Source organism: Rahnella sp. BIGb0236 (assembly GCF_004364755.1).
GTDB lineage: Bacteria > Pseudomonadota > Gammaproteobacteria > Enterobacterales > Enterobacteriaceae > Rahnella > Rahnella victoriana.
The window spans coordinates 12802-33019 of record NZ_SOAO01000020.1; the positions used below are offsets into that span (position 1 = coordinate 12802).

29 protein-coding genes are annotated in these 20218 nt (G+C 52.2%); 27 read left to right on the forward strand and 2 right to left on the reverse strand.

Annotated features, from left to right (window positions below; all coding sequences use genetic code 11):
• Positions 1 to 13 precede the first annotated feature (13 nt).
• From EDF78_RS24270 to EDF78_RS24315, 10 genes are all read left to right on the forward strand, one after another.
• A complete protein-coding gene (locus tag EDF78_RS24270) occupies positions 14 to 460 on the forward strand; it encodes a conjugation system SOS inhibitor PsiB family protein (RefSeq protein ID WP_166654497.1) in 447 nt (148 codons plus the stop codon).
• Positions 457 to 1176 carry a plasmid SOS inhibition protein A gene (locus EDF78_RS24275; protein WP_133824105.1) on the forward strand — a complete coding sequence of 240 codons (720 nt, stop codon included), beginning with the start codon at positions 457 to 459 and terminating at the stop codon, positions 1174 to 1176. The genes EDF78_RS24270 and EDF78_RS24275 overlap by 4 nt, the downstream gene beginning before the upstream one ends.
• Positions 1177 to 1351: 175 nt before the next feature.
• Positions 1352 to 1606, forward strand: a complete 255-nt coding sequence (locus tag EDF78_RS24280; RefSeq protein ID WP_133824106.1) for a type II toxin-antitoxin system RelB/DinJ family antitoxin — start codon at positions 1352 to 1354, stop codon at positions 1604 to 1606.
• Entirely contained in the window at positions 1596 to 1889 is a 294-nt protein-coding gene (locus EDF78_RS24285; RefSeq protein ID WP_133824107.1) for a type II toxin-antitoxin system RelE/ParE family toxin, read from the forward strand. The genes EDF78_RS24280 and EDF78_RS24285 overlap by 11 nt, the downstream gene beginning before the upstream one ends.
• Before the next feature lie 645 nt (positions 1890 to 2534).
• Positions 2535 to 2906: a hypothetical protein gene (locus EDF78_RS24290; RefSeq protein ID WP_133824108.1), complete on the forward strand. Its 372-nt coding sequence runs from the start codon at positions 2535 to 2537 to the stop codon at positions 2904 to 2906.
• 9 nt (positions 2907 to 2915) lie between these two features.
• Complete coding sequence (locus EDF78_RS24295; RefSeq protein WP_101079569.1) at positions 2916 to 3143, forward strand: hypothetical protein; 228 nt, start codon at positions 2916 to 2918, stop codon at positions 3141 to 3143.
• A 46-nt stretch (positions 3144 to 3189) separates the two neighbouring features.
• Positions 3190 to 3549: a hypothetical protein gene (locus EDF78_RS24300; protein WP_133824109.1), complete on the forward strand. Its 360-nt coding sequence runs from the start codon at positions 3190 to 3192 to the stop codon at positions 3547 to 3549.
• 87 nt (positions 3550 to 3636) lie between these two features.
• Positions 3637 to 3882 carry a hypothetical protein gene (locus EDF78_RS24305; RefSeq protein WP_133824110.1) on the forward strand — a complete coding sequence of 82 codons (246 nt, stop codon included), beginning with the start codon at positions 3637 to 3639 and terminating at the stop codon, positions 3880 to 3882.
• A 52-nt stretch (positions 3883 to 3934) separates the two neighbouring features.
• Complete coding sequence (locus EDF78_RS24310) at positions 3935 to 4309, forward strand: DUF3085 domain-containing protein (protein WP_133824111.1); 375 nt, start codon at positions 3935 to 3937, stop codon at positions 4307 to 4309.
• Complete coding sequence (locus tag EDF78_RS24315; RefSeq protein WP_133824112.1) at positions 4303 to 5163, forward strand: DUF4942 domain-containing protein; 861 nt, start codon at positions 4303 to 4305, stop codon at positions 5161 to 5163. The genes EDF78_RS24310 and EDF78_RS24315 overlap by 7 nt, the downstream gene beginning before the upstream one ends.
• Before the next feature lie 188 nt (positions 5164 to 5351).
• Here EDF78_RS24315 and EDF78_RS24320 read toward each other — a convergent pair whose 3' ends face one another.
• A complete protein-coding gene (locus EDF78_RS24320; protein WP_133824113.1) occupies positions 5352 to 5594 on the reverse strand; it encodes a hypothetical protein in 243 nt (80 codons plus the stop codon).
• A gap of 227 nt (positions 5595 to 5821) precedes the next feature.
• Between EDF78_RS24320 and EDF78_RS24325 the strand changes: the two genes are divergently transcribed.
• Entirely contained in the window at positions 5822 to 6223 is a 402-nt protein-coding gene (locus EDF78_RS24325; RefSeq protein ID WP_133824114.1) for a hypothetical protein, read from the forward strand.
• A 66-nt stretch (positions 6224 to 6289) separates the two neighbouring features.
• Positions 6290 to 7159 (forward strand): LPD29 domain-containing protein, encoded by an 870-nt coding sequence (locus EDF78_RS24330; protein ID WP_133824115.1) that lies wholly within the window; start codon positions 6290 to 6292, stop codon positions 7157 to 7159.
• Between the two features lie 298 nt (positions 7160 to 7457).
• Here EDF78_RS24330 and EDF78_RS24335 read toward each other — a convergent pair whose 3' ends face one another.
• On the reverse strand, positions 7458 to 7913 hold the full coding sequence (locus EDF78_RS24335; protein ID WP_133824116.1) for a transglycosylase SLT domain-containing protein: 456 nt from the start codon (positions 7911 to 7913) through the stop codon (positions 7458 to 7460).
• A gap of 435 nt (positions 7914 to 8348) precedes the next feature.
• On the opposite strand from EDF78_RS24335, the gene traM reads away from it, so the two are divergent.
• The 15 genes from traM (at position 8349) to traU (ending at position 20212) form a co-directional block, all read left to right on the forward strand.
• The gene (gene traM / locus EDF78_RS24340; RefSeq protein WP_133824117.1) at positions 8349 to 8738 is read left to right on the forward strand and encodes a conjugal transfer relaxosome DNA-binding protein TraM; all 390 of its coding nucleotides are present in this window, start codon (positions 8349 to 8351) and stop codon (positions 8736 to 8738) included.
• Positions 8739 to 8875: 137 nt separating this feature from the next.
• Positions 8876 to 9673, forward strand: a complete 798-nt coding sequence (locus EDF78_RS24345) for a helix-turn-helix transcriptional regulator (RefSeq protein ID WP_133824118.1) — start codon at positions 8876 to 8878, stop codon at positions 9671 to 9673.
• A gap of 248 nt (positions 9674 to 9921) precedes the next feature.
• Positions 9922 to 10125: a TraY domain-containing protein gene (locus EDF78_RS24350; protein WP_133824119.1), complete on the forward strand. Its 204-nt coding sequence runs from the start codon at positions 9922 to 9924 to the stop codon at positions 10123 to 10125.
• Positions 10126 to 10222: 97 nt separating this feature from the next.
• Complete coding sequence (locus EDF78_RS24355) at positions 10223 to 10564, forward strand: type IV conjugative transfer system pilin TraA (protein ID WP_133824120.1); 342 nt, start codon at positions 10223 to 10225, stop codon at positions 10562 to 10564.
• 12 nt (positions 10565 to 10576) lie between these two features.
• Positions 10577 to 10885: a type IV conjugative transfer system protein TraL gene (gene traL / locus EDF78_RS24360; protein WP_101079588.1), complete on the forward strand. Its 309-nt coding sequence runs from the start codon at positions 10577 to 10579 to the stop codon at positions 10883 to 10885.
• A 19-nt stretch (positions 10886 to 10904) separates the two neighbouring features.
• A complete protein-coding gene (traE, locus tag EDF78_RS24365; RefSeq protein WP_133824121.1) occupies positions 10905 to 11471 on the forward strand; it encodes a type IV conjugative transfer system protein TraE in 567 nt (188 codons plus the stop codon).
• A complete protein-coding gene (gene traK, locus EDF78_RS24370; protein ID WP_133824122.1) occupies positions 11458 to 12195 on the forward strand; it encodes a type-F conjugative transfer system secretin TraK in 738 nt (245 codons plus the stop codon). The genes traE and traK overlap by 14 nt, the downstream gene beginning before the upstream one ends.
• Positions 12182 to 13507, forward strand: coding sequence for an F-type conjugal transfer pilus assembly protein TraB (gene traB / locus EDF78_RS24375; RefSeq protein WP_133824123.1), 1326 nt, complete (start codon positions 12182 to 12184; stop codon positions 13505 to 13507). The genes traK and traB overlap by 14 nt, the downstream gene beginning before the upstream one ends.
• A gap of 2 nt (positions 13508 to 13509) precedes the next feature.
• On the forward strand, positions 13510 to 13872 hold the full coding sequence (locus tag EDF78_RS24380; RefSeq protein WP_133824124.1) for a hypothetical protein: 363 nt from the start codon (positions 13510 to 13512) through the stop codon (positions 13870 to 13872).
• Positions 13869 to 14411 (forward strand): type IV conjugative transfer system lipoprotein TraV, encoded by a 543-nt coding sequence (gene traV, locus EDF78_RS24385; RefSeq protein ID WP_133824125.1) that lies wholly within the window; start codon positions 13869 to 13871, stop codon positions 14409 to 14411. Before EDF78_RS24380 ends, traV begins: the two co-directional genes overlap by 4 nt.
• Positions 14412 to 14423: 12 nt before the next feature.
• Entirely contained in the window at positions 14424 to 17015 is a 2592-nt protein-coding gene (traC, locus tag EDF78_RS24390) for a type IV secretion system protein TraC (protein ID WP_133824126.1), read from the forward strand.
• Positions 17012 to 18193 (forward strand): hypothetical protein, encoded by a 1182-nt coding sequence (locus EDF78_RS24395; RefSeq protein WP_133824127.1) that lies wholly within the window; start codon positions 17012 to 17014, stop codon positions 18191 to 18193. Before traC ends, EDF78_RS24395 begins: the two co-directional genes overlap by 4 nt.
• A complete protein-coding gene (gene trbI, locus EDF78_RS24400) occupies positions 18190 to 18603 on the forward strand; it encodes a type-F conjugative transfer system protein TrbI (protein ID WP_133824128.1) in 414 nt (137 codons plus the stop codon). The genes EDF78_RS24395 and trbI overlap by 4 nt, the downstream gene beginning before the upstream one ends.
• Positions 18600 to 19229, forward strand: coding sequence for a type-F conjugative transfer system protein TraW (gene traW, locus EDF78_RS24405; RefSeq protein WP_133824129.1), 630 nt, complete (start codon positions 18600 to 18602; stop codon positions 19227 to 19229). Before trbI ends, traW begins: the two co-directional genes overlap by 4 nt.
• Positions 19226 to 20212, forward strand: a complete 987-nt coding sequence (gene traU / locus EDF78_RS24410; RefSeq protein WP_133824130.1) for a conjugal transfer pilus assembly protein TraU — start codon at positions 19226 to 19228, stop codon at positions 20210 to 20212. The genes traW and traU overlap by 4 nt, the downstream gene beginning before the upstream one ends.
• Positions 20213 to 20218 lie beyond the last annotated feature (6 nt).

Consider the following 20218-nt stretch of genomic DNA (forward strand, 5'->3'; position numbering starts at 1 on the left):
CGGCAGTAACGACATGACCCGATTGAATGAATTATCGTTTGCCGAGTTACACACGATGAACGGCAGTGAACTGGAGCAGTACGCAGAGCGCGGTGAGGCTTCTCGTAGCGACCTGAGCCGTGGCGTTGTCCACCAGCTGCACCTGTCCGATAACTGGCTGTGCGACATGGAGCACCGCTGCGAGTTTGGTACCGGTGCGCCGGTAAATATCAGGCTGACCCTGAAATCTCACCCGCAGGTCGTGGTTTGCCTGACCAGCAGCAGCGACGATGTGCCTTACTGGCAGGTGAGCCTGCCTTTTGACGGCGGGGTATCGGTGGCGTGGCTTTGCTGCAGCGAAACGTTTGAGCCTGCGCTGATTTTTGATGCCCTGCGCACACTAGAAACGCTGGTTGCCACCGGACTGAACACCCCTGAGCAACTGGCTGCAGCGCTGCGAAAAACTGGGGGTGCAGTATGATCCCTCGTCACCTTTCGTTAGTGCCCGTGAACCCGTTTCAGGCTGCTGCGCTGCAGGCCATCATTGATGTGGAGGACGGTAGGCGTCGGCGGGGTCAGTACCCGTATGCGGTCGCATTGCTTAAGCAGCTGCGCGGCGGTAAAGCGGGGCGCATTACTGCCAGCGACGTGAGCCGCGCTGCAGCAAATTACTGCCCGAAAAACCGGGCCGGTGAACCGAAAGAACGCTATCTGGCGGCGCTCGATAAACTGGTTGAAAGTCGTGGTGACGTTTGCCCGCTGCCGCTGTCGGGCTGTGCCGTCAGCCAGTATTTTCCTCAAACCGGCTATCGCCTGAGTGAACGTCAGCACCGCCGCTGGGATGTCAGCTACAGCCGCAGGGAAAAAAAACAGAATAAGGAACGCCTTCAAAAGCGCAGGCGCTATCAGACTGCGGTGGCACAGGCAGAAATTGAGCTGGCATTCGTGACCCCGACAGGGCTGGAGGTATGGTACAAACGGCAGGAAAAGCGGGGCATATATGACGATGACCTGACGGATATGTTAGCGGCGTGGGGCGGGCGTTTTACCGGTGTGCAGGTAAGGGGGTTTTTCTCAGGTCAGCCGCTGTGGGCGATCCTTGATGAGATGGGCTGCGAGCTGACAGAACGTCCGGCTGCCTTGCAGCGACTCGATGAACAGATGTTGCCGAACCAGCTACACAATCACCGGAAGTGAACGATATGGCGATATTCCCGCTGTCGTTATTTGTACACTCTCAGCGACCTTAAGATGTAATTAAACATTATAGCGGGCTCACTCCCCTCGAATATTAAATTAGCGATAGTTGCATTACATTTGTCACCACACTAAAATTAGCACTACATTTGTCATTACAACAAAGGACTTCCCTATGAGCACAATGCAGATCCGCGTAGAAGAGAATTTAAAGCAAGAAGCTACACAAGTGTTAAAAAAGTTAGGCATCAACCCGTCTGATGCTATGCGGCAGTTACTCCAGTACGTCGTCGATAATGAGAAATTGCCATTTTCTGCCGTGTCTGTGGTGGTGGCTGAGAGCGATAATGATGAAGACATCATTAAAATTGTTAAGGAGCGCATGGCGCACCCTGCTGCCCGTATTCGGGTAAATATTGATGAGATTTGAGATTGAGTTTGATGCACGGGCTTTAAAAGAGTGGAAGAAGCTTGATGGAGCCATCAGGGAGCAATTCAGAAAGAAGCTTAAAAAGTTGCAGGAAAGCCCGAGGATCGAGGCTAACAAATTGCATGGCGAACTTAGAGATTGTTATAAAATTAAGCTGAGGACATCTGGTTTTCGGCTGATTTATCAGGTGATAGACCAGGAAATAATCATTTTTGTCATTGCCATCGGTAAGCGTGAAAAGGAAGAGGCCTATTCTGATGCAGAAAAACGGCTACTATCCTGAATCTGGCAGGTTTGTCCTGCCAGTACTTAGCAACAGAAAACTTTACAGAAATACTGCTGCGGCTACGCCGCCGCTGTTCTTCCACTTTCATCTATCCCCCCTGTGCATATTATCTTGTTCGTTCTAATTCATTAGTATCTGACGACTTTCTTTATATCTCCTTTTGCTCATCTTCTGTCTTTTCTTTCTCACCGTCATCATTCGGTTTTCAATAACTCTTCTCTGTCGGGCGTCTCCCTGCGGGAACAGGCTGTCGTGAACAGAGTCAGCAAGCTGTCTCTGCCCTGGCGGGCTTCCATCCCTGACGCAACCCCAGCTTGCAGCGGCCAGTGGCCGCGCCGCATGAACTGCCGGTGATGAAGCCACCGGCGCTAAGGTCGCCACGCCTTGCGTCGTGTCGGGTGCGTTCATTCTCGCCGGGCCGTCTGTGTGCCATCACTCAGCCAGCCCTTCCGCTTCGGGCTTTAACGTAGCACCGCCTGGTCATTCCCCAAGGGGTGAAATGCACTTCGCCAAAACTTTTCCTCGTCCCTCGTAAAACTGTTGTCTCCGCCCCTTGTTGCCTGCCTGCGTTGGTACTCCGTTGCCCTTGCCGCGAAAGAACTCACTGAGAGATGGACTAACCACTGAAGGGGAACCACCAGAATGAACACACAAAACGTCAACACCGCCGCTCCTGAATCTACTGAAAGATGTGGGCAAACCACGTCTCTGCGCATGGACGGCTTTATTTCCGACATTTCATCTTCCCATCCTTTTGATGTGGTTCGTGCCGATGTGGTTATTTCCCGTCTCGAAGTGCAGGCACATGCAGGTTGCGGGTTGCATTACGAGATTTACGAATCGCGCCTTATCAGCAGTGCATTAGATCACCTGTGCCGCCTGCCGATGAAAGACCGTCCGGTATTTATCGGCGCGGCAGACCGCAAAGGGATCACGCTGACGTGGGCGCAGGAAGAACGCAGTCAGGCGGCTTACCGTGAAGTAATGGCTGAGATTGCTGCAGAGCAGGAATAAGGAAAAACAATGATCACATACATCACCGACCAGAGAGAAGGGGAGCCGGATATTTTAACGCCGGTTCGGCATGACCCCCTGATTATCAGGACGCTCGGCGGGATTGAGATATTGCGACAAAAAGCACCACAGGACGGCTGGACGCATGACCTGTTAACCACTGTTCAGCCGGATGATAGTGGTGAAGGCTCAGAAGCCTATTTAGGCGCTTCATGGGTTGGATCAACAGAAGTGTAGTACGAATGGCGGGATCGTCCCGTCATCACAACCAAGGAGAAACACCATGTATACATCTGAAATCACCACCGGCAGCGCGGGAGAAAACCGGTTTGAATGGAACGCAGCGGCGGAGGCGGCCTACTGGCAGCAGTGTGAAAAAATCGCCTATACGGACGTGTCAGAAATCACCCTGACGGTATTTATGGACGCGATTGCGCTGATGTACCCGAAAGATTGGCAAGGGGACGCACACTGTGAGTCATTCAAACTGGCTGAAATGGTGTGCGGAGACGTCACGGACATTTACGCCAAGATTGGGGAGCGTTATTTCACGTTCCGCGATAAGGCAACCATGCTGCATGAGGCGATTATCCGCCGGATCACTAAGGAGGTGTTAAGTAAGGAAGAGACGTGCCAGAAATGAAAAAAGCAGACTTTCGTCTGCTCTCTCGTGCCGGTTTATCCCTTGGAAAGCTAGACCGGCTATCAATATCCGATTGGAGTTAACACTATGAATATCGACGCACAGATAATTGCATCGTCCGCGCCATTTGTAAAGTCTGAGACGGCAAAAAAGCACCTGCGCATTGTGCGGGAACCGCTCAACAGTCAGGACATCACCGTACCGCTCAAGGCATTGGGGCGTCACATCGTGAAATGCCATCGTAAACGCCAGTCCGTCAGGGTGCCCGCCATGCGAGTCAGTGAACTCGGGCAGGTATTGCGCTCGCTGGAGTTAAAACGGGCTTACGCCTGATGGCCTTGCCGCCCCGCGGGGCGGCAATTTACTGACTTTCAAGAGGTGAACAATGCCGAACAAACTGATTTTTAAAGCTGAGACGCTGATGCCGGTTATTCAGGACGTGAAGAAAAATGCGTGTGAGTTGTGGTTTCTGGCTGATGACGGCATTTACCTGACAGCGTCAACCGCAACCTTTATCCGGAAAAAACGCAACATCTGTTATGCAGAAGGATTTGATCCGGATTTATGGGACGACGCAGGGGCGCATTTTGACGCGATTGATAGCGTACTGGGTAATGGCGACATGTGGGAAAGCGTAAATTTGCAGCCAGAAATGCTGGATGCCCTGATGACCGGCAGGGCGGATCTGGCGATTGAGGTCACGGACAGCGGCTTTATATTTACAGCCCGCCAGCGGGATACGGAGGAAAAATCATGCTAAACGGACAGATTAGTGCGTTAGCCGATTTGGAAATCAACGGACAGCGGGCGGGGGAGGTGATCCCGTCCGTGGCGATTGACCGTATTCTTGCCCTGCGGGAAAACGGCCTGAAACAGTACGCCGAAGCGCTGGACAAGCTTAACTCTGCCCGCAAGTTGCTGTTAGCCGCCACCGGCGGGGAGTATCTCTATGGTTTTGAAGTCTGCGTGAAGGATGCGGTGAGCTGGGCAGACCAACCGGAGCGGGCAGAAAAGGCCATCAAAAAGAGCGTAGACGGCAAAATCTGGCACCGGCTGATGAGTGAAACCGGCATGTTTACGTTGATGAGCGGTAAGCAGCGTGACGAATGGGACAGGCAGACAGACGGTGAAGACATGCCGGAAATCACGCTGGATACGGTGCTGGCAACGTTTGATCAGTTGCATACCCACAAAAATGACACGTTCGAACAGGGCGTGATTGACGTGTTCCGCTCGCTGTCATGGGATTACCGGACAAATAACCCGTGCAAATTTGGGAAAAAAATCATCGTGTCGCGCCTGTTTAATACTTACAGCAGCGGCTATATCACCTTTTCGATTTCAGGGCGTTCAACGCTCGACGATCTGGCGAAAGTTTTCTATCTGCTGGAAGGGCGGAACGTGCCGGATCATCGGATTTCCGAAGGGGCGAAGTTCAGCGACCACTACCAGCGGGAAGGTTTTTCCGGCAATGCCTACGAAGGGGAATATTTTTCCCTGCGGTATTTCAAAAAGGGTACGGCGCATATCACATTTAACCGGCCTGAGCTGGTAGACCGGATGAATGAGATTGTTGCCCGTTATTATCCGTCGATGTTGCCTGCAAGAGTGTAGGCCGGTGCGCTGGCGGGGAATTCTCCGCCATATTTTGGCCGCGCGAAAAGCTCTTGCAGGTCACTGCTGCGGCTACGCCGCGGCGGCTCTCCCGCATTTTGTTCTATTTACCTCTTCAGCGCTTTGCTTTAACCCGGGTGATATTCCCTGCCGTAATCTTCCTTTTTTTATTGATCCTCATCCTCTTACTACACCTGCTTATTTTCTGAATGTTCTTTCTTCCTGGTTATCTCTGTTTTGTCCGGGCGTCCCCTGCGGGCGGGCTGGTCGTGAACAGAGCCAGCAGGCTGTCTCTGCCCTGCGGGCGCCCATCCCTGACGCAACGGCAACTCCGGCTTGCAGCGGCCAATGGCCGCGCCGCTATCACTGCCGGTGATAAAGCCACCGGCGCTAAGGACGCCACGGCGTGCCGCCGCGTCGGGTGTATTCATCCGTCTGGTTCAGTGTGTTCATCACGGCTTGTTATCGCGCGGGTGGCTGAACGTAGCACCGTCTGGTCAGCCTACAAGGGGTGAAATGCACTCCGCCAAAACTTTTCCTAGTTACTCGTAAAACTTTTGTCTCCGCCCCTTGTTGTCTGCCTGCGCCGTTACTCCGTTGCCCCTGCCGCGAGATAACAGACCGTTAGATGATTTTTCACCTTAAGGAGAGAACCCGGATGCACACACATAACGTCAACGTCAAAACCGCCACAAGAAAAACGCCCGAAAGATTTTCACAGGTCAAAATCTACAACGTGATTGCCGATCAACAGTCGTTGTTATTACGTCTGGTCGGTTTATGGAATCTCCAGCTGTCACCAGAGGAAGAGGAGGAAGAAGTCAGCATGTTAGTGCTTCAACTGGCTGAAAACGTCCGGTTATACGGCGTGACAGACTGGTCTTGTAAGAAGCCGAAAATTTTATGGGATATCGCCTGTTTCTGGATCCAGGCACAGAAGATGGCCATCAGTTTATATGAGATGAAAGGCGCACGCGCCGTGGAATATGCCCGCAGTGAACTGGCCGATTTTTTAACGCATGAAAAGTATTACAGGGACAGAGAAAACGCCACCGCATAAGCAGACATTCAAACCTTCATTTATTTCGGGGAGAGACTTCCTCTATCATAAAAGGACTAGCACAACATGATTTCATTATGTTCATTGCCTCAGAATAAAAAAAATCAGTCACAGATTGTCGTGGGTACTGTGGTAACAACGAACCTGTATTCATTGGGGCGTGGCGTGGTATATCAGATCCGCGGTGAACAAAAGCCGGACACCATAGAAGAAATGGGCGGCGGCGTTATGGTCAGCGGCGGTAATGCTGAATTTGATATTGTTTATCTCTGCGGGAGATACAGTAAACGTTTGCCGGAGTGTATTTTGCGTGGCGTGCAGTGGGAAATTTTAGACGAAGTGGTCAGCGCCGATAAAATCAGCAGACTACTTGTAAATGCAGAAGAGTGTGCAGACAAAGAAAAGATTGAAGAAGAAAAGAATGCCCGTGCATTTTTAGCAGAAATTCAACGTTTAAAGACTGCGCCGGAATATGCACATCTTGAACAAGGAAGTTGCAGCAGCGGTAAGCTGGCGGCTAAAAATATTCGCAAAGAACTTAAACAGTTTAAAGGCATAAAATTTTCTGTCCGAAATAGACATTATGGTTCTGTGGATGTTAACTGGACGGATGGCCCGACGCTGGAACAAGTGAAAGCCATCATCGACAAATACAAGGATGGTTATTTCAACGGAATGGAAGATATCTACGTATCCAAAGAAACGCCGTTTAATATGGTTTTTGGCAGCGCACAATATCCGAGTGCTAAGCGTTCGTATTCAGACGCAATGATCGGAAAAGCGATCGACAAAATAATTTCTGCCTATGATTTGAAATTTGAAGTTTTACCGACAACCGAAGATTTCATAACGGGGAAGCTGTGGTCAGAAAAGCGTGAGATTTTCCATCACGGCTTACAGTCTAAAATACATGAGACTCTAGCAGGGATAGAATAAGAGAGAAGGGCGGTGTTATGCCGCCCTGAAAATTTTTGTACGCGCCGGTAAAATGCTTACCGCATTGAGCGGTTCACATTTTATTCCCCGCCCGCCCCGATGGAAATAAAACACTTTCCATCTTCCCGCTGCCCCAGGGGGCGCCCTGATTAGAACGACTTACCCACATACCCACAATCAGTCATTTTAACCCTGAACAGGTTAAAATGCGCTGCGGCTATTTCACCGGAGTTTGAAAGGTAAAATAACCTTGCTGTCCTCATTTGGATATGTGGATAAGTCGTTGCCAATTTTCTGACTAATGAATTGTCTTTTGCATTTTTATATTCATGTAGATTGTGTGGACTTCTTTTCCGTACTTAAAACGCTTAGCCTTCTGTTCAGGTTTTTGAGAGAAGCCTGCATTATATGCTCCGACAGACTCCCAACTCACTCCCCAGCGCTTGAAAGCGATCGCGAGATAATAGGCGCCCGTGTAAATGTTCATGCATTCATCCGTGTACAGTTTTTGCGGCGTAATACCAAAGCGTGAGAGGTGCGAAAAATTCTGAGAGTGGATCTGCATTTTACCTACAGCGTATTTATCCTGGCTAATGATATTCATCGCCTGTGAGTCCATCGATGATTCACGAAAAGCGACAGCTCGCAGGAGGTCCGAGTCAATATGATAGTCCCTGCCTGCTGCATCAAAACAATCTGAGGCATTGGCGGCGAACGTGAACATGAAACAAAGCCAGGTGACAATCCTTAGCATTATAATTCCCTTTAGCTTAGACCCTGCTACATCCTCACATTTTTGCCAGGAAATGCCAAGCGCGGTTATTCACAAGTCCGGAAAAAGCGACAGTATAGAAATGCCTGCTCCTCTAACCAAAAGACTCACACCCCTCGCAAGATTTCATCTTGCCTGATTTTCCTTTTAAACCAGTAAATTGCTTAGAAATTGGTTTTCTATATTTCGTTATAAGATTTTTAGACGAGTATATAAGTACTCTTTATATACTCTAGTAATACTCTGTATAGAGTTGCTAGATACTATACCCTTACGGGACGGGAAATTCATGCGGCTCTACTCTAGAGTATACTCTTCGTGAAAGTATAGGGGGGAGTATAATAATTCTTGCGTGGTAGATCTGTATACTCGACAATAGAGTACAGCAACCATTCTTTCGAAATAAGGAAAAAGTAAATGCCAAGGATTCAGACTTTCGTTAGTAATGACATTGAAATGAAGCTTAGCGATATTGTTAAGATCAAAAGGAGTGAAGGTGCATCAAAGGATGAGGCTAACATCTCTAACACTACGGCAATGATTATCGAGCTAGGCATTCGTGTATATGAATTGCAGCATGAACGTAAGGCCAACGGGTTTAATCAGATTGAGTTTAATAAGATTCTTCTCGATAATGTCGTCAAAAGTAATCTGGTTTGCCAAAAGCTCTTAGCGATTAGTACACAGAATGTAGAGGTTAAGGGACAGGATGCTCTTTCTAATCTAACACTTATTGCTGGCCAAATTAAAAATGCATCAGATGCAGTTATGGCAAACTTTTTCTCTGGCGAAGAAGATGATGATTAAGATATTTCCAACTATTGTAATTGGAACTATTTCTAAGCAAAGCAATATACAGTTATATATTCTGATTTAAAGTAAATAACCAGTTTATATACGTTGGTAAATAGATTAATAAAGGGTATATTAAAGGCTTAAGTAATATGGAAGTTAGCGTTGGTAACAGAGGCTGCAACCTCTATTACCAACTGACCAAAAAACAACCTGAGTTGGAGGCTGTCATGGCTGACGGTTATATTAATGATCCCGCAAGTGGATCTCAATCACTTTCGCATGAGCAAATTCGTGCGTGGCATATGTTATGGGGAATGAGTGGTGAACCCTGGTGCGTAAAGGATAGTGGCGGGCTGTTTTTTTATGCGAATGATGCTTATTTAGACATTCTAGATGTCCCCGCTGGAACTTCTGTTTTGGGAAAATCAGACGAAGACTTGATGATCTCTGCCCGAAGTAATGTTGTTGCAGTTATCGTATCAGGGAATAAATACTCATTGTCTGAGTCTGTCTTTGATCAAGCTAACTTTATTTTGAAAGTTTCAAACAGATGTACAGGAAAAACGACTTACCTTTACTTTGATAAACATCCTATTTACCTGCCCAATGGCTCTGTTTGCGGATTTTGCCTTCATGGTCGCAGAGAGTTTATTTTTTCACTTAATATGTTTTCTAAAGGTAAATTTGCTGTGAAGATTAAAGGTAATTGCCCTGCTGATATCTTTACAGAGAGACAATGGGAAGTTATCTATTTCCTGCAGCAACATTATACGAATGCTGAGATAGCGAATATCCTTTCGATATCACCCAAAACTATAAATAATCATGTAGCTCAGATCTATAAAAGGGTTGGTGTTACAGGCTCTTCAGAGTTTATGATTTTCTGCCAAAAATGTGACCTGCTTAACTATATACCTGTCAGATTACAAGATCATATGCTTATGTAACAACAAAATATGACCGATTTTAAATTTTTTCTAGTGAATATTTAAAGTCGGTTTTTTTGTACCTGTATCTCATAGAAAACATAACCCTAAGTTTTATTTGAGTTTTTTAAACCCTAACCTTTCCCCCTGTATCACTTCAATTTTATTCTGTATATAGGTACTTTATACCTATTTTCAAAAGTCGCTCAATACGTATCATTAATGCATTGCATCGCCAGACTAATACAACACGTAAGGAAAATATTCACATGGAAAAATTTGTCTATAACAAACCCGTTAATGAGGGGGTTACTTTAGTCCTGAAGATAGATGCTGAACTTAACCGCCGCCTTACCGAAGCTGCCAGGCTTGCTCAGCGCTCTAAGACAAAAGAAGCTACCGTCAGACTCATCGATCATCTGGCAAACTTTGAAGGTATTGCCTTTGTGGGTAACCGAATCAGCACAAAATAACCGAGTCGGAGTTACAGCACTATTTCCCCGATAGTGTTGTAGCGGCGTAACTCTGTTACCCGGAAACCCTTATTTTAAATTTTACATGGAGTAAATTATGGAATTGTCTATCAAGGCAAAGGGTATCTCTGTCTTCAAAAAAGTAAAATCTGCTTTTACCGAAATGAATCAGGCCCTCAAAGCTGCCGGTGGCGTTATTCCTGCCATTGCGGCGCTGATGTTCTTTTCAGGTAATGCGTTGGCTGATGACTTAATGGCTGCGGGTAAGGGAACTGTAACGGATACCTTCGGTGCGAATTCTGCCATTGCCACTTGGATTATTTTGGCAGAAGTAATCGTCGGTATCATCACATATATCAAAACCAAAAATATGTTCATGCTGTTTGGTATTGCGGTCGTTATCGTGTTTACCACTATCGGGTTCGGTCTGGCAGCTTAATAGAGATTAAAAATGAATACGGGAAACAATCTTGATAAATACCGTTTCCCGAAAACATTGAGTGAACAGCGCCGCTTTCTCGGATTGCCATTTGATGAAGCTATTCCCTCCATCCCCGTCTTAGTATGGGGGTTGTTAGCGCACAAAGCATTATTTGGAATGGGGTTAGCGGTGCTGATTTGGTTTTGTATTCACAGCGCGAAAAGAGGGAAGGGCAGTATGTGGCTCTATAACGTCCTGTACTGGTATTTCCCCACCGTCTTATTTCGCACCGTCTTCAAGGTCATACCCGACTCAAGTTTTCGGCAATGGATTAAGTAAATAAATCAGGGACTGTATTATGGAACTTACCGCCCGAAATTCCTCAAATAAAATTATCGCCTGGACGATGGCTGCGCTATTTCTGTTGCTCGTTCTCGCGCTGGTGTCCGTCATTCTGTTGGTTGTGCAAAACCGGTATCTATCAGCACATCAAAAAACGACCACGGTGCCGATGGCGTTCACGGCGCCGTTCTGGACGTCGGAGTCCGAAACCAGTCCGGGTTATATGCAGATGATGGCCCTGTCGTTTCTGTCCCTGCGCCTCAATGTATCGCCGGAAACCGTCGATGCCCAGCACGAGTTTTTACTCTCCTTTGCCAAACCCGGCGCACAGGCCGATTTCAAAGTAACGCTCGCAGGCGAGGCGCGCCGCATCAAGCAAAACGAGGTCAGCAGCGCGTTTTACCAGACGCAAATCAAGGTGTATCCGGTTGAGGGCGTCGTGGATATTCGCGGCATGCTCAATACCTGGATCGGCAACGGCAAACCCACGTCTGAAATTAAGCACTACCAGCTCAAGCTCGATTACGCCGGCGGCGTCACCACCATTGCCGCATTCCTGGAGGCGGACGATGCGAAAAAATAAACGTTTACTGCTCAGCCTGATGTCCTGCGCGTTCCTGTCTGCGGAGGTGATGGCCGCCACGGCATCCGTTTCCCTGAGCTTTCCGCCGAACGGCCAGTTTCAGCTGACGGTCAGCAACACCAACCCGAACCTTATCGTGATACCGGGCGACCGTATTACCGGCATCAGCAGCGCGGCGGGCAAGCTGACCGACAAGCGCAACACCCGCGACGGCGCGGTGCTGTTTTCCTCAACCTCCGACAAGCCGTTTACGCTGTTTATTGAAACCGAACACGGTCAGGTCGTGTCAGTGCAGGCGACGCCCCGCGCGGGTGAAGGGCGCAGCTACCGCCTGCTGAATAGTGAACCGGTGGCACGTCCTGCGGCAAAAACGTGGGAAACCAGCCAGCCGTATGAGTCCCTGCTGGTGGAGCTCAATAAATCCATTCTAAAAAACCGCATGCCGGAAGGGTATGCACCGGCCAGCACCGAATATGACCGCCTGTCTGCGCCTGCAGGGTTGTCCATGACGGCGGAAGAAGCCTGGACGGGCAACGCACTGCGGGTTGTTCGCTACCGCGTGTCTAATCCGTTTAGCTATGCCGTAGCGATGAAAGAGCAGGATTTCTGGCGAATGGGCGTTCGCGCGGTGATGTTTAGCCCGTCCGCGCTCTCGCTGCTGCCGGGCACGTCGGTGACCGTGTATATCACCCGTGCGCAGGAGGTCAGCGATGGCCAACATTAATGCGCTGGTCAAACGTAAGCAGATCGCCCTGTTCATTGCGGCAGTTCTCGGGATATCCGCCGCCGTGGGCACGGGCTGGTACGCGTCCAACCTGTCCTTAAAAAAAGAAGCCAAAACCAAAGCGGCTGCCCGCGAACCGGCGCCGGACATGACCGGCGTGGTAAACACCACCTTTGATGACAAGGTGCAGCGCAGTGCTATCACCGAATCCCAGGTCACCAGCAAGGAAGTCCGTAAAGAAATGGACGCGCTGCGCACGGAGCTGGACGCGCTGTCGCGCGACCGTAAGGGTGACCAGCAGCGCATTAACTCACTGGAAGAAGACAACAAACTGCTGCAGACCCAGCTGGAGGCGGCTAATAACGCGCCGTCCAGCGAACCGATGCCGTCAATGACACAACCGCTGCCGGGTGCTGTCCCGCCGCCGACGCAGTTCTATCCGGGCGCCGGCGTACCGCAGGCGGGTGAAACCACCTTCGCTCCGATCCCCCCCAAAGCCGGCGGCATTGAGAACACGTCATTCAGCTATGAGAGCCAGTCTTCAAAACCGGCGTTGCCCTATATCCCTTCGGGCAGCTTCACCGACGCGCTGGTTATCGAGGGTGCTGACGCCAACGCCGCCGTGACCGGTGCGCAGAATACAGCACCGATGCAGTTTCGCCTGACCGGCAAGACCCAGATGCCGAATGACAAAGAGTACGACCTGACGGGCTGCTTTGTGACGGCGGAAGCCTACGGCGACGTGTCCAGCGAACGCGCCGAAGTGCGCACCCGCAGCATCAGCTGCAACAGGGGCAGCGACATCATCGACCAGAAAATCCCGGGCCACGTCAGTTTTATGGGCAAAAACGGCATTAAGGGAACCGTCGTGATGCGTAACGGCAAAATCCTGGGCTGGGCGTTCGGGGCCGGCTTTGTCGATGGTATTGGCAAAGGCATTTCACAGGCCTCAACGCCGCAGGTCGGGCTGGGTGCAACCGCAAGTATGGGGGCAGGCGACGTGGCGGCGGCCGGCGCGGGCGGCGGCGTCAGCCAGGCGGCGAAAACGCTCAGCGATTACTACATCAAACGCGCCGAGCAGTATCACCCGATCATCCCGATCGGTGCCGGTAATGAAGTCACCGTGGTGTTTCAGGACGGCTTCCAGTTGGAAACCATCGAAGAAGCGCGGCTTAAAAAAGCCCGCAGAACGCAGTTGCAGCAGGCAACGAGCAGTGCCAGCGAGGCGGTGACAACCCCGAACATGATGGACCAGCTGAAAGATTTCAAAGTGGGCGATGTGGTCCAGCCGTATACAAATAATGGAGAGTAATCATGAGTAACAATAACGCAGGAACTGCACGTTTTCTGATGCTGACGCTGGGGTTTACCGCCGCTTTTATGCATATCTTTGGCGTCGCGTTGCTGAAGTGGGAACTCAGCCATTCATCTTTATATGCTTACGAGCTTGCCCTGGGTGTCACCTCGCAGTCCGGTGCTGAGAGCATAAATACTGCAATGAATACCGCATGTTATGTCGTGACCTGTTTGGCAATCGGCGCATTTTTCGCGTGGCTCTTTGGCGTTGTTTTGCAGGTCTGCGAGTACGCATTACATCTCGTTTCGCGCCAAAAATGCCATGCCAACGGCACCAACATAAAGCTCGACGTGGTGTGCGGGCAGGGAGAAAAACGATGAAACGCCTTCTTTTACTTCCTCTGGTCGGCGGCGCCCTGCTGCTGACCGGCTGTGCCGGCGTCAGTGGCGATCTTGAATGTAACGCCACCACCAGCGACCGCTGCATGACGATGGGGCAGGCCAATCAGAAAGGGCGTCAGCTGTCAGGTGACGTCGCGGGAAAGCCGGCTGCGGCCGCGCTGCCAGCCCTGGTTAACCCGCCGCCGTTGGCATCGGTCACGCCATCTGCAAATTCGTATGCGCTGCCAGCCCGTCCGGTTGTGGCGAGCGCCGTACGTCCTGCGACGCCTGCACCCGTGCGTCCGGCTCCCCTGAGTAGGCCGCTGGTTACCACGTCCGTGACGCCGTTGTCCCTTCCGTCCTGCCCGACAGGGCGCTGCGACAGTCCCGGTCAGGTGCGCGTGCAACGTTCAGCGGAGGGGATTGCTCACGTCTGGGTTGCGCCCTGGGTCGATACCGACGACGTCTTTCACCAGCCCGGTCGCGTGTCGTTCGTCGTGAACGACGCGAAGTGGCAGATACCGCAGTCAATTCAATAAGGTCGCCTGAACATGGAACGTATCGTTGAAACCTTTAACCGTCTGATGTCGTCTTTTAAAATGCCGGACGGCGCCGCCGAGGCCAACCGCACCCTTGGGGATATGCAGTATCCGCAGCTCAGCAGCCATCTGCCTTACCGTGATTACGATAAGGAGAGTGGTCTGTTTATCAACAAAGGGTCACTGGGCTTTTTGCTGCAGGCCATCCCGCTGATTGGTGCCAACGAGCACATCATCGGCGTGCTCGATGACATGGTCAAAAGCAAGCTGCCGCGCAACACGCCCATCTCTTTCCACCTCGTTTCCAGCCGCGTGATCGGCGAACAGATTGACGCCGGGCTGCGGGATTTTCGCTGGACGGGCAAAGACGCCGATAAATTCAACGCCATCACCAGGGCCTTTTATCAGCGTGCAGCGCAAAAGCAGTTCAACAGTCCGACGAACCTGCCGCTGACGCTGCGTGATTACCGCCTGTATATCTCCTATGCGATGAAGACCAAAAAGCGCACGCCGGCGGCCATCACCGAACTGACACACCTGCTCAAGGTGCTGCGCGCCTCGCTGGACTCGGCCAAAATTACTTGTGTGCCGGCATCGCAGGACGAGTTTGTTCATCTTATTGACCAGATGATCAACCACCGTGAAGGTGAGCTGTACGCCGAGCCGGCGAAGGTGAACGCCTTCGACGAGCTGAACCGCGTGTGCGTCGACCGCAGTCTGGATCTGAAGGTAAAACCCGATTACCTGACCGTCTCGCTCAACCAGCCGGGCGGTAAAAAATCCCACACCCGCGTGATGAACTTCATGCTGGAGAAGAACCCGGACATCTTCTTCCTGTGGCAGGGCGGGGACAATATCTGCAACCTGCTCAGTCCGGATCTGAGCATCTCAAATCCGTTCGTTATCACCTTTACGCTCGAGGCCGAAGACCAGGTCAGCACGCAGGGCGAGGCGTCGCGCAAGTTTCTCGATCTGGATAAAAAAGCTAACTCGGCCTATGCCAAAATCTTTCCCGGCGTCACCAAACAGGCCAAAGAGTGGGGCGACCTGCGCGAGCGTCTTAACAGCAACCAGAGTTGTCTGGTGCGCTACTACTTCAATATCACCACGTTCTGCCCGGACAACGATGATGCCGCGCTTATCTGTGAACAGCAGGTCATTAACACCTTCAAAAAGAACGGCCTGCAGCTGTATGCACCGACCTATATGCAGATGCGTAATTATATGGCGATGTTCCCGTTTATGGCGGCGGAAGGCTTGTGGGAAGACATGAAAGCCAGCGGGGCAACCTGCCGGACCGAAAGCACGCAGGTGGTGAACCTGATGCCGCTGGTCGCCGACAACCGGCTGTGCGGGGGTGGCCTGCTGGCCCCGTCCTATCGCCACCAGCTGGCCTTTTTAGACATTTACGGTACGGGTCTCGGCAACACCAACTACAACATGGCGGTCACCGGCACCTCGGGCGCGGGCAAAACCGGTCTGGTACAGCCCATACTGCGCAGCGTGCTGGATTCCGGCGGCATCGTCTGGGTGTTCGACATGGGCGACGGCTACAAGTCGTTTTGCGAAAACGTCGGCGGCACATACCTGGACGGCAGTTCGCTCAAGTTTAACCCGTTTGCCAATATCACCAACATCAACGAGTCCGGTGAACGCATCCGCGACCAGCTGGCCGTGCTGGCCAGTCCGAACGGCACGCTGGATGAGGTGCACGAAGACCTGCTGCTCAAAGGCGTCCTTAACGCCTGGAACGCGAAGAAGAACCAGGCGCGTATTGATGACGTGGTGTTCTACCTCGATGAAGAACGCAAGTCCGATCGCTACAGCAACTCGCCGGGGATCACCGGCCGCCTCGATGACATCATTGAGCTGCTGGCTAAGTACACCACCTCCGGGATTTACGGCGAATACTTTAACAGTGATGAGCCTTCCCTGACCGATGACGCCCGCATGATCGTGCTGGAGCTGGGCGGCCTGCAGGACAAGCCGGCGCTGCTGGCGGCGGTGATGTTCTCCCTCATTATCTACATCGAAGACAAGATGTACCGCAGCCCGCGCAGCCAGAAGAAGTGCTGCACCATCGACGAAGGCTGGAAGCTGCTCAACTTCAAAAATGAGAAGGTCGGCGCCTTTATCGAAACCGGCTACCGCACCGTGCGCCGCCATCTCGGCTCCTTCATCACCATCAGCCAGAACATCAAAGACTTCGACGCCGACGATGCGTCCTCTGCCGCGAAGGCGGCGTGGGGCAACTCGGCCTTTAAAGTGGTGCTCAAGCAGGACACCGCCGAGTTCAAACAGTACAACCAAAACCGGCCAAATCAGTTCAGCGAGCACGAAAGGCAGGTGATCGAGAAGTTTGGTGATGCCAAAGACCAGTGGTTCAGCAGCTTTATGCTGCGCATCAACGACACCAGTTCATTCCACCGGCTGTTTGTCGATCCGCTTAGCCGCGCGATGTTCAGTTCTGACGGTAAGGACTTCGAGTTTATCCGCGAACAGCGCAGCCGTGGGGTCGACATTCACGACGCGGTGTATGCCCTGGCAAAGCGTAAGTTTGCCGATGAAATGGATGAGCTGGAAAACTGGGAGGATGCCGCATGACGACATTGCAGAATTTAACCGTTGAACCGGTTGACGGGACTGCCCTGTTTCGCGGGGCGGACAACGACCGTGATAACCCGAATATGATTGTTATGACAGGGGCCGGTGAAGAGGGGGACGCCCTGGTCAAAGTCGTTCTCTCACGCTATCTCGCGGGCGGAGCCAAAGTGTGGATGTGGGATCACACCGGCGAATTTCATGCGTTCTGTGGAAAATCCTGCGGACAGATCATCAATGCCAGATTGCTCAGCCTGAACCCGTTTGCTCATGTCGTCGACATCGAGCAATCGGTACCCGGCCTATGCGAATGGTTGTTGTCACTGGCAAATGCCGACATACAGAACGAAGCCGTAGTCCTCTCTGCAATGCGTCATGCCGTTCGCTGCGTCTGGCGTAATCGACAAAACAGGGCACGCATTGATGACGTCGTAAAAGCACTCGAAGGGCAGGCGGTGCGGTCTGAAGAGGTGCGTAAGGTGACGACGGCACTGCGCCAATATCAGCGGGGCGGAACCTTGGGCCAGTATTTTCTGGACACGATGCCTTCGCTTTGCCTTGAGGATGGCCTGTTGTTATTCAGCTTCGAACGCATGGAAGCGCAGGAACCTGAGCTGTACCGCGCTTTAACGCTGACATTGCTGCTGACAGCGCGTCTGGATATGCAGCAAAGCCGGGAAAGACGCGACGTGGTATGCATACTGGAATCTGACGTGCTGGATACTTCATTTGCTGAGCCTCATGCGCAGTCACTTTTCAGGCAAGCCTTGAGTACGGCACGGAGGGAGGGTGGGGAATACCTGATACACGGATATCAGTGGCCTGACTGTCAGTCCGTTACTGACGCGCTGAAGTTGTCTTTCATCCAAATTATTTATCTCACCTCTCCGCTGGCGGCGCGGTTTCTTACAGCGGGGGATGGTCATCCTCTGCCCGACGCCGGGAAAAGCATACTGACCTACATTCCCGGTACCGCCGAAGAAAGCCTGTTTATCCGCAAAACCAACCGTCACGACGTCACGCTGAACCGTCTCTGGCTGTCGGATGCGGAAATGGGGCAGTGCATTGACCGGCCTGAAGATGACGAGAACCTCATGGAATTGCGGGACATGGGGCTGACTCATTACGGAGCACTGCAATTTCTCGGCGCTTACCGGCGTTTAGGGGAGACACAGAAATGACTGAAAAGACCTTTTCGCAACCTGTTCAACTGACCAAAAAGCGCAGCAAACGCCGCAACCGCTGCATTGTGCCGGTGGCCATCGTGGCTGTCGCGATGTTGATGCTGAACGCGGCTATTTCCCTGCTGCTGATTCAGTGGCAGCAGCCGGTCACCGTGGCCTTTGATATGAAGGGCACGGTTGACCAGTTTATGACGCAGACCGCGCAGCATCAGCTAACGCAGGGACAGAGCGATGCGCTGACGCTGCGCTTTACCACCGCGCTCGATGTCAGCCTGTACGACTACCAGCGCCGCCACGACGCGCTGATTTTAGTGACGCCGTCCGTGGTTACGGGTGCGAAGGACATTACGGCCGATATACAGCGCGACGTGGCCCGCCAGATGCGCACGGCTAAGGATGAGCAATGAAACGCGCCTGCCTGATTGTGCTGTTGTGCGGCCTCGGCACCGCCCGCGCTGCTGATTTAGGCACATGGGGTGACTTATACCCGATTGCCGAACCCGACCTGGTCGGCACCATTAAGCAGCGGCTGGGCGACATGGAAAAAAGCGGCGAGCTGGCTCAAAAACAGGATGAGTTTAAACAGCGGGTGATTGAAAACAGCCTGCGTCCGACTCCGGTCCGGGGGTTAGCCATTGCGCGGGAGAACACCACGCGTCTTTATGACCCGACCTTTGTTGTCAGCCAGGACATCCGCGACCATCAGGGCACAGTGTTTGCTAAAAAGGGCCAGCGGGTGAACCCGCTCGACAGCGTGCCGTTTATGCAGACGCTGTATTTCATTGATGCCGACGACAAGCGGCAGCTGGCGTGGTTTAAGAGCCAGAAGTCCACGACGCTGAGCGTCAAAGTCATTCTGGTTAACGGCGACATCGCTCAGGCGACCAAGGCCCTTGGCACGCGCATTTATTTCGATCAGGACGGCGTCCTGACCAAAAAGTTTGCGCTGACCGCCGTGCCGGCGCGGGTTATCGCGGCGCCTGACGGTGAGCATCTGCAGATTGATACGTTTGCCGTGGAGGCGCTGCCATGAACCTGCTGCGTTCCGTTACCCTGATTTTTGCTCTGTTCAGCAGCGCGCAGGCCGTCGCCGCCGACCCGCAGTGCGAAGGCCGGTTTGTGAATCCGATCACCGATATCTGCTGGGAATGTATTTTCCCTATTTCCATCGGCAGCGTTGCCGTGTCCACCGGCACCGTGCCGGACACAGCGAACCCCGGCAGTCCTATACAGTTCTGCCCGATGGGCATTTTGTACCGCGTCGGATTGGCGATTGGCTACTGGGAACCGATGGCCCTGACGGACGTGACGCGGTCACCGTACTGCATGGTCAACCTGGGCGGTTTTAATCTCAACGTGGGCAACGTCGGTTCCGGTACGGCGGGGCAGAGCGACAAGCCGGCGGCCGGCGCGTTCTACCACGTCCACTGGTACAAATATCCGCTGACCTACTGGCTCAACATCATCACCTCCGCCGGTTGCCTGCAGGGCGGCGACATGGATATCGGCTACCTTTCCGAGCTTGATCCGATGTGGAACGACAGTTCGCTGGGCCTGATTATTTCTCCGGAAGCGATGCTGTTTAACAACGTCATCGCGCAGGGTGCCTGCGCAGCGGATGCCATAGCCAGCGCGGTTTATAAGCCTATCGATGCATTGTTCTGGTGCGCCGGTTCGCAGGGGTCGATGTACCCGTTTTCCGGCTGGGTTTCCAACGAGTTCAGTGCCCTGCAGTCCTCGGTGCTGGTCAGCGAGCGCATGGCCTTCAAGCTGCACCGGCAGGGCATGATCATGAACTCCATCGGCGCCGACACGGCGGTCTGTTTTGAGTATCCGTCCCCCATTATTCCCAAAGAGCGCTGGCGGTATCAGATGGTCAATATGTATCCGGACGTCGTGCAGTGCCACCCGTTCGGTCAGACGGTCATGCGATGGGAGGCGGGGCACAACCCACCGAACGGGCGGAAGAACTTTGGTTATCTCATCTGGCGTAAACGCAACTGCGTATTTTTATAAGGAAGC

Coding starts and splice junctions, on each gene's coding strand:
- traL (WP_101079588.1), top strand. CDS start 10,577: ATGAATACGGGAAACAATCTTGATAAATACCGTTTCCCGAAAACATTG.
- EDF78_RS24330 (WP_133824115.1), top strand. CDS start 6,290: ATGATTTCATTATGTTCATTGCCTCAGAATAAAAAAAATCAGTCACAG.
- EDF78_RS24315 (WP_133824112.1), top strand. CDS start 4,303: ATGCTAAACGGACAGATTAGTGCGTTAGCCGATTTGGAAATCAACGGA.
- traV (WP_133824125.1), top strand. CDS start 13,869: ATGAAACGCCTTCTTTTACTTCCTCTGGTCGGCGGCGCCCTGCTGCTG.
- EDF78_RS24290 (WP_133824108.1), top strand. CDS start 2,535: ATGAACACACAAAACGTCAACACCGCCGCTCCTGAATCTACTGAAAGA.
- traU (WP_133824130.1), top strand. CDS start 19,226: ATGAACCTGCTGCGTTCCGTTACCCTGATTTTTGCTCTGTTCAGCAGC.
- EDF78_RS24320 (WP_133824113.1), bottom strand. CDS start 5,594: ATGAATACACCCGACGCGGCGGCACGCCGTGGCGTCCTTAGCGCCGGT.
- traW (WP_133824129.1), top strand. CDS start 18,600: ATGAAACGCGCCTGCCTGATTGTGCTGTTGTGCGGCCTCGGCACCGCC.
- traE (WP_133824121.1), top strand. CDS start 10,905: ATGGAACTTACCGCCCGAAATTCCTCAAATAAAATTATCGCCTGGACG.
- EDF78_RS24380 (WP_133824124.1), top strand. CDS start 13,510: ATGAGTAACAATAACGCAGGAACTGCACGTTTTCTGATGCTGACGCTG.
- traB (WP_133824123.1), top strand. CDS start 12,182: ATGGCCAACATTAATGCGCTGGTCAAACGTAAGCAGATCGCCCTGTTC.
- EDF78_RS24395 (WP_133824127.1), top strand. CDS start 17,012: ATGACGACATTGCAGAATTTAACCGTTGAACCGGTTGACGGGACTGCC.
- EDF78_RS24310 (WP_133824111.1), top strand. CDS start 3,935: ATGCCGAACAAACTGATTTTTAAAGCTGAGACGCTGATGCCGGTTATT.
- EDF78_RS24305 (WP_133824110.1), top strand. CDS start 3,637: ATGAATATCGACGCACAGATAATTGCATCGTCCGCGCCATTTGTAAAG.
- EDF78_RS24280 (WP_133824106.1), top strand. CDS start 1,352: ATGAGCACAATGCAGATCCGCGTAGAAGAGAATTTAAAGCAAGAAGCT.
- EDF78_RS24275 (WP_133824105.1), top strand. CDS start 457: ATGATCCCTCGTCACCTTTCGTTAGTGCCCGTGAACCCGTTTCAGGCT.
- EDF78_RS24335 (WP_133824116.1), bottom strand. CDS start 7,913: ATGCTAAGGATTGTCACCTGGCTTTGTTTCATGTTCACGTTCGCCGCC.
- EDF78_RS24300 (WP_133824109.1), top strand. CDS start 3,190: ATGTATACATCTGAAATCACCACCGGCAGCGCGGGAGAAAACCGGTTT.
- EDF78_RS24285 (WP_133824107.1), top strand. CDS start 1,596: ATGAGATTTGAGATTGAGTTTGATGCACGGGCTTTAAAAGAGTGGAAG.
- EDF78_RS24355 (WP_133824120.1), top strand. CDS start 10,223: ATGGAATTGTCTATCAAGGCAAAGGGTATCTCTGTCTTCAAAAAAGTA.
- EDF78_RS24295 (WP_101079569.1), top strand. CDS start 2,916: ATGATCACATACATCACCGACCAGAGAGAAGGGGAGCCGGATATTTTA.
- trbI (WP_133824128.1), top strand. CDS start 18,190: ATGACTGAAAAGACCTTTTCGCAACCTGTTCAACTGACCAAAAAGCGC.
- traM (WP_133824117.1), top strand. CDS start 8,349: ATGCCAAGGATTCAGACTTTCGTTAGTAATGACATTGAAATGAAGCTT.
- EDF78_RS24345 (WP_133824118.1), top strand. CDS start 8,876: ATGGAAGTTAGCGTTGGTAACAGAGGCTGCAACCTCTATTACCAACTG.
- traK (WP_133824122.1), top strand. CDS start 11,458: ATGCGAAAAAATAAACGTTTACTGCTCAGCCTGATGTCCTGCGCGTTC.
- EDF78_RS24270 (WP_166654497.1), top strand. CDS start 14: ATGACCCGATTGAATGAATTATCGTTTGCCGAGTTACACACGATGAAC.
- traC (WP_133824126.1), top strand. CDS start 14,424: ATGGAACGTATCGTTGAAACCTTTAACCGTCTGATGTCGTCTTTTAAA.
- EDF78_RS24325 (WP_133824114.1), top strand. CDS start 5,822: ATGCACACACATAACGTCAACGTCAAAACCGCCACAAGAAAAACGCCC.
- EDF78_RS24350 (WP_133824119.1), top strand. CDS start 9,922: ATGGAAAAATTTGTCTATAACAAACCCGTTAATGAGGGGGTTACTTTA.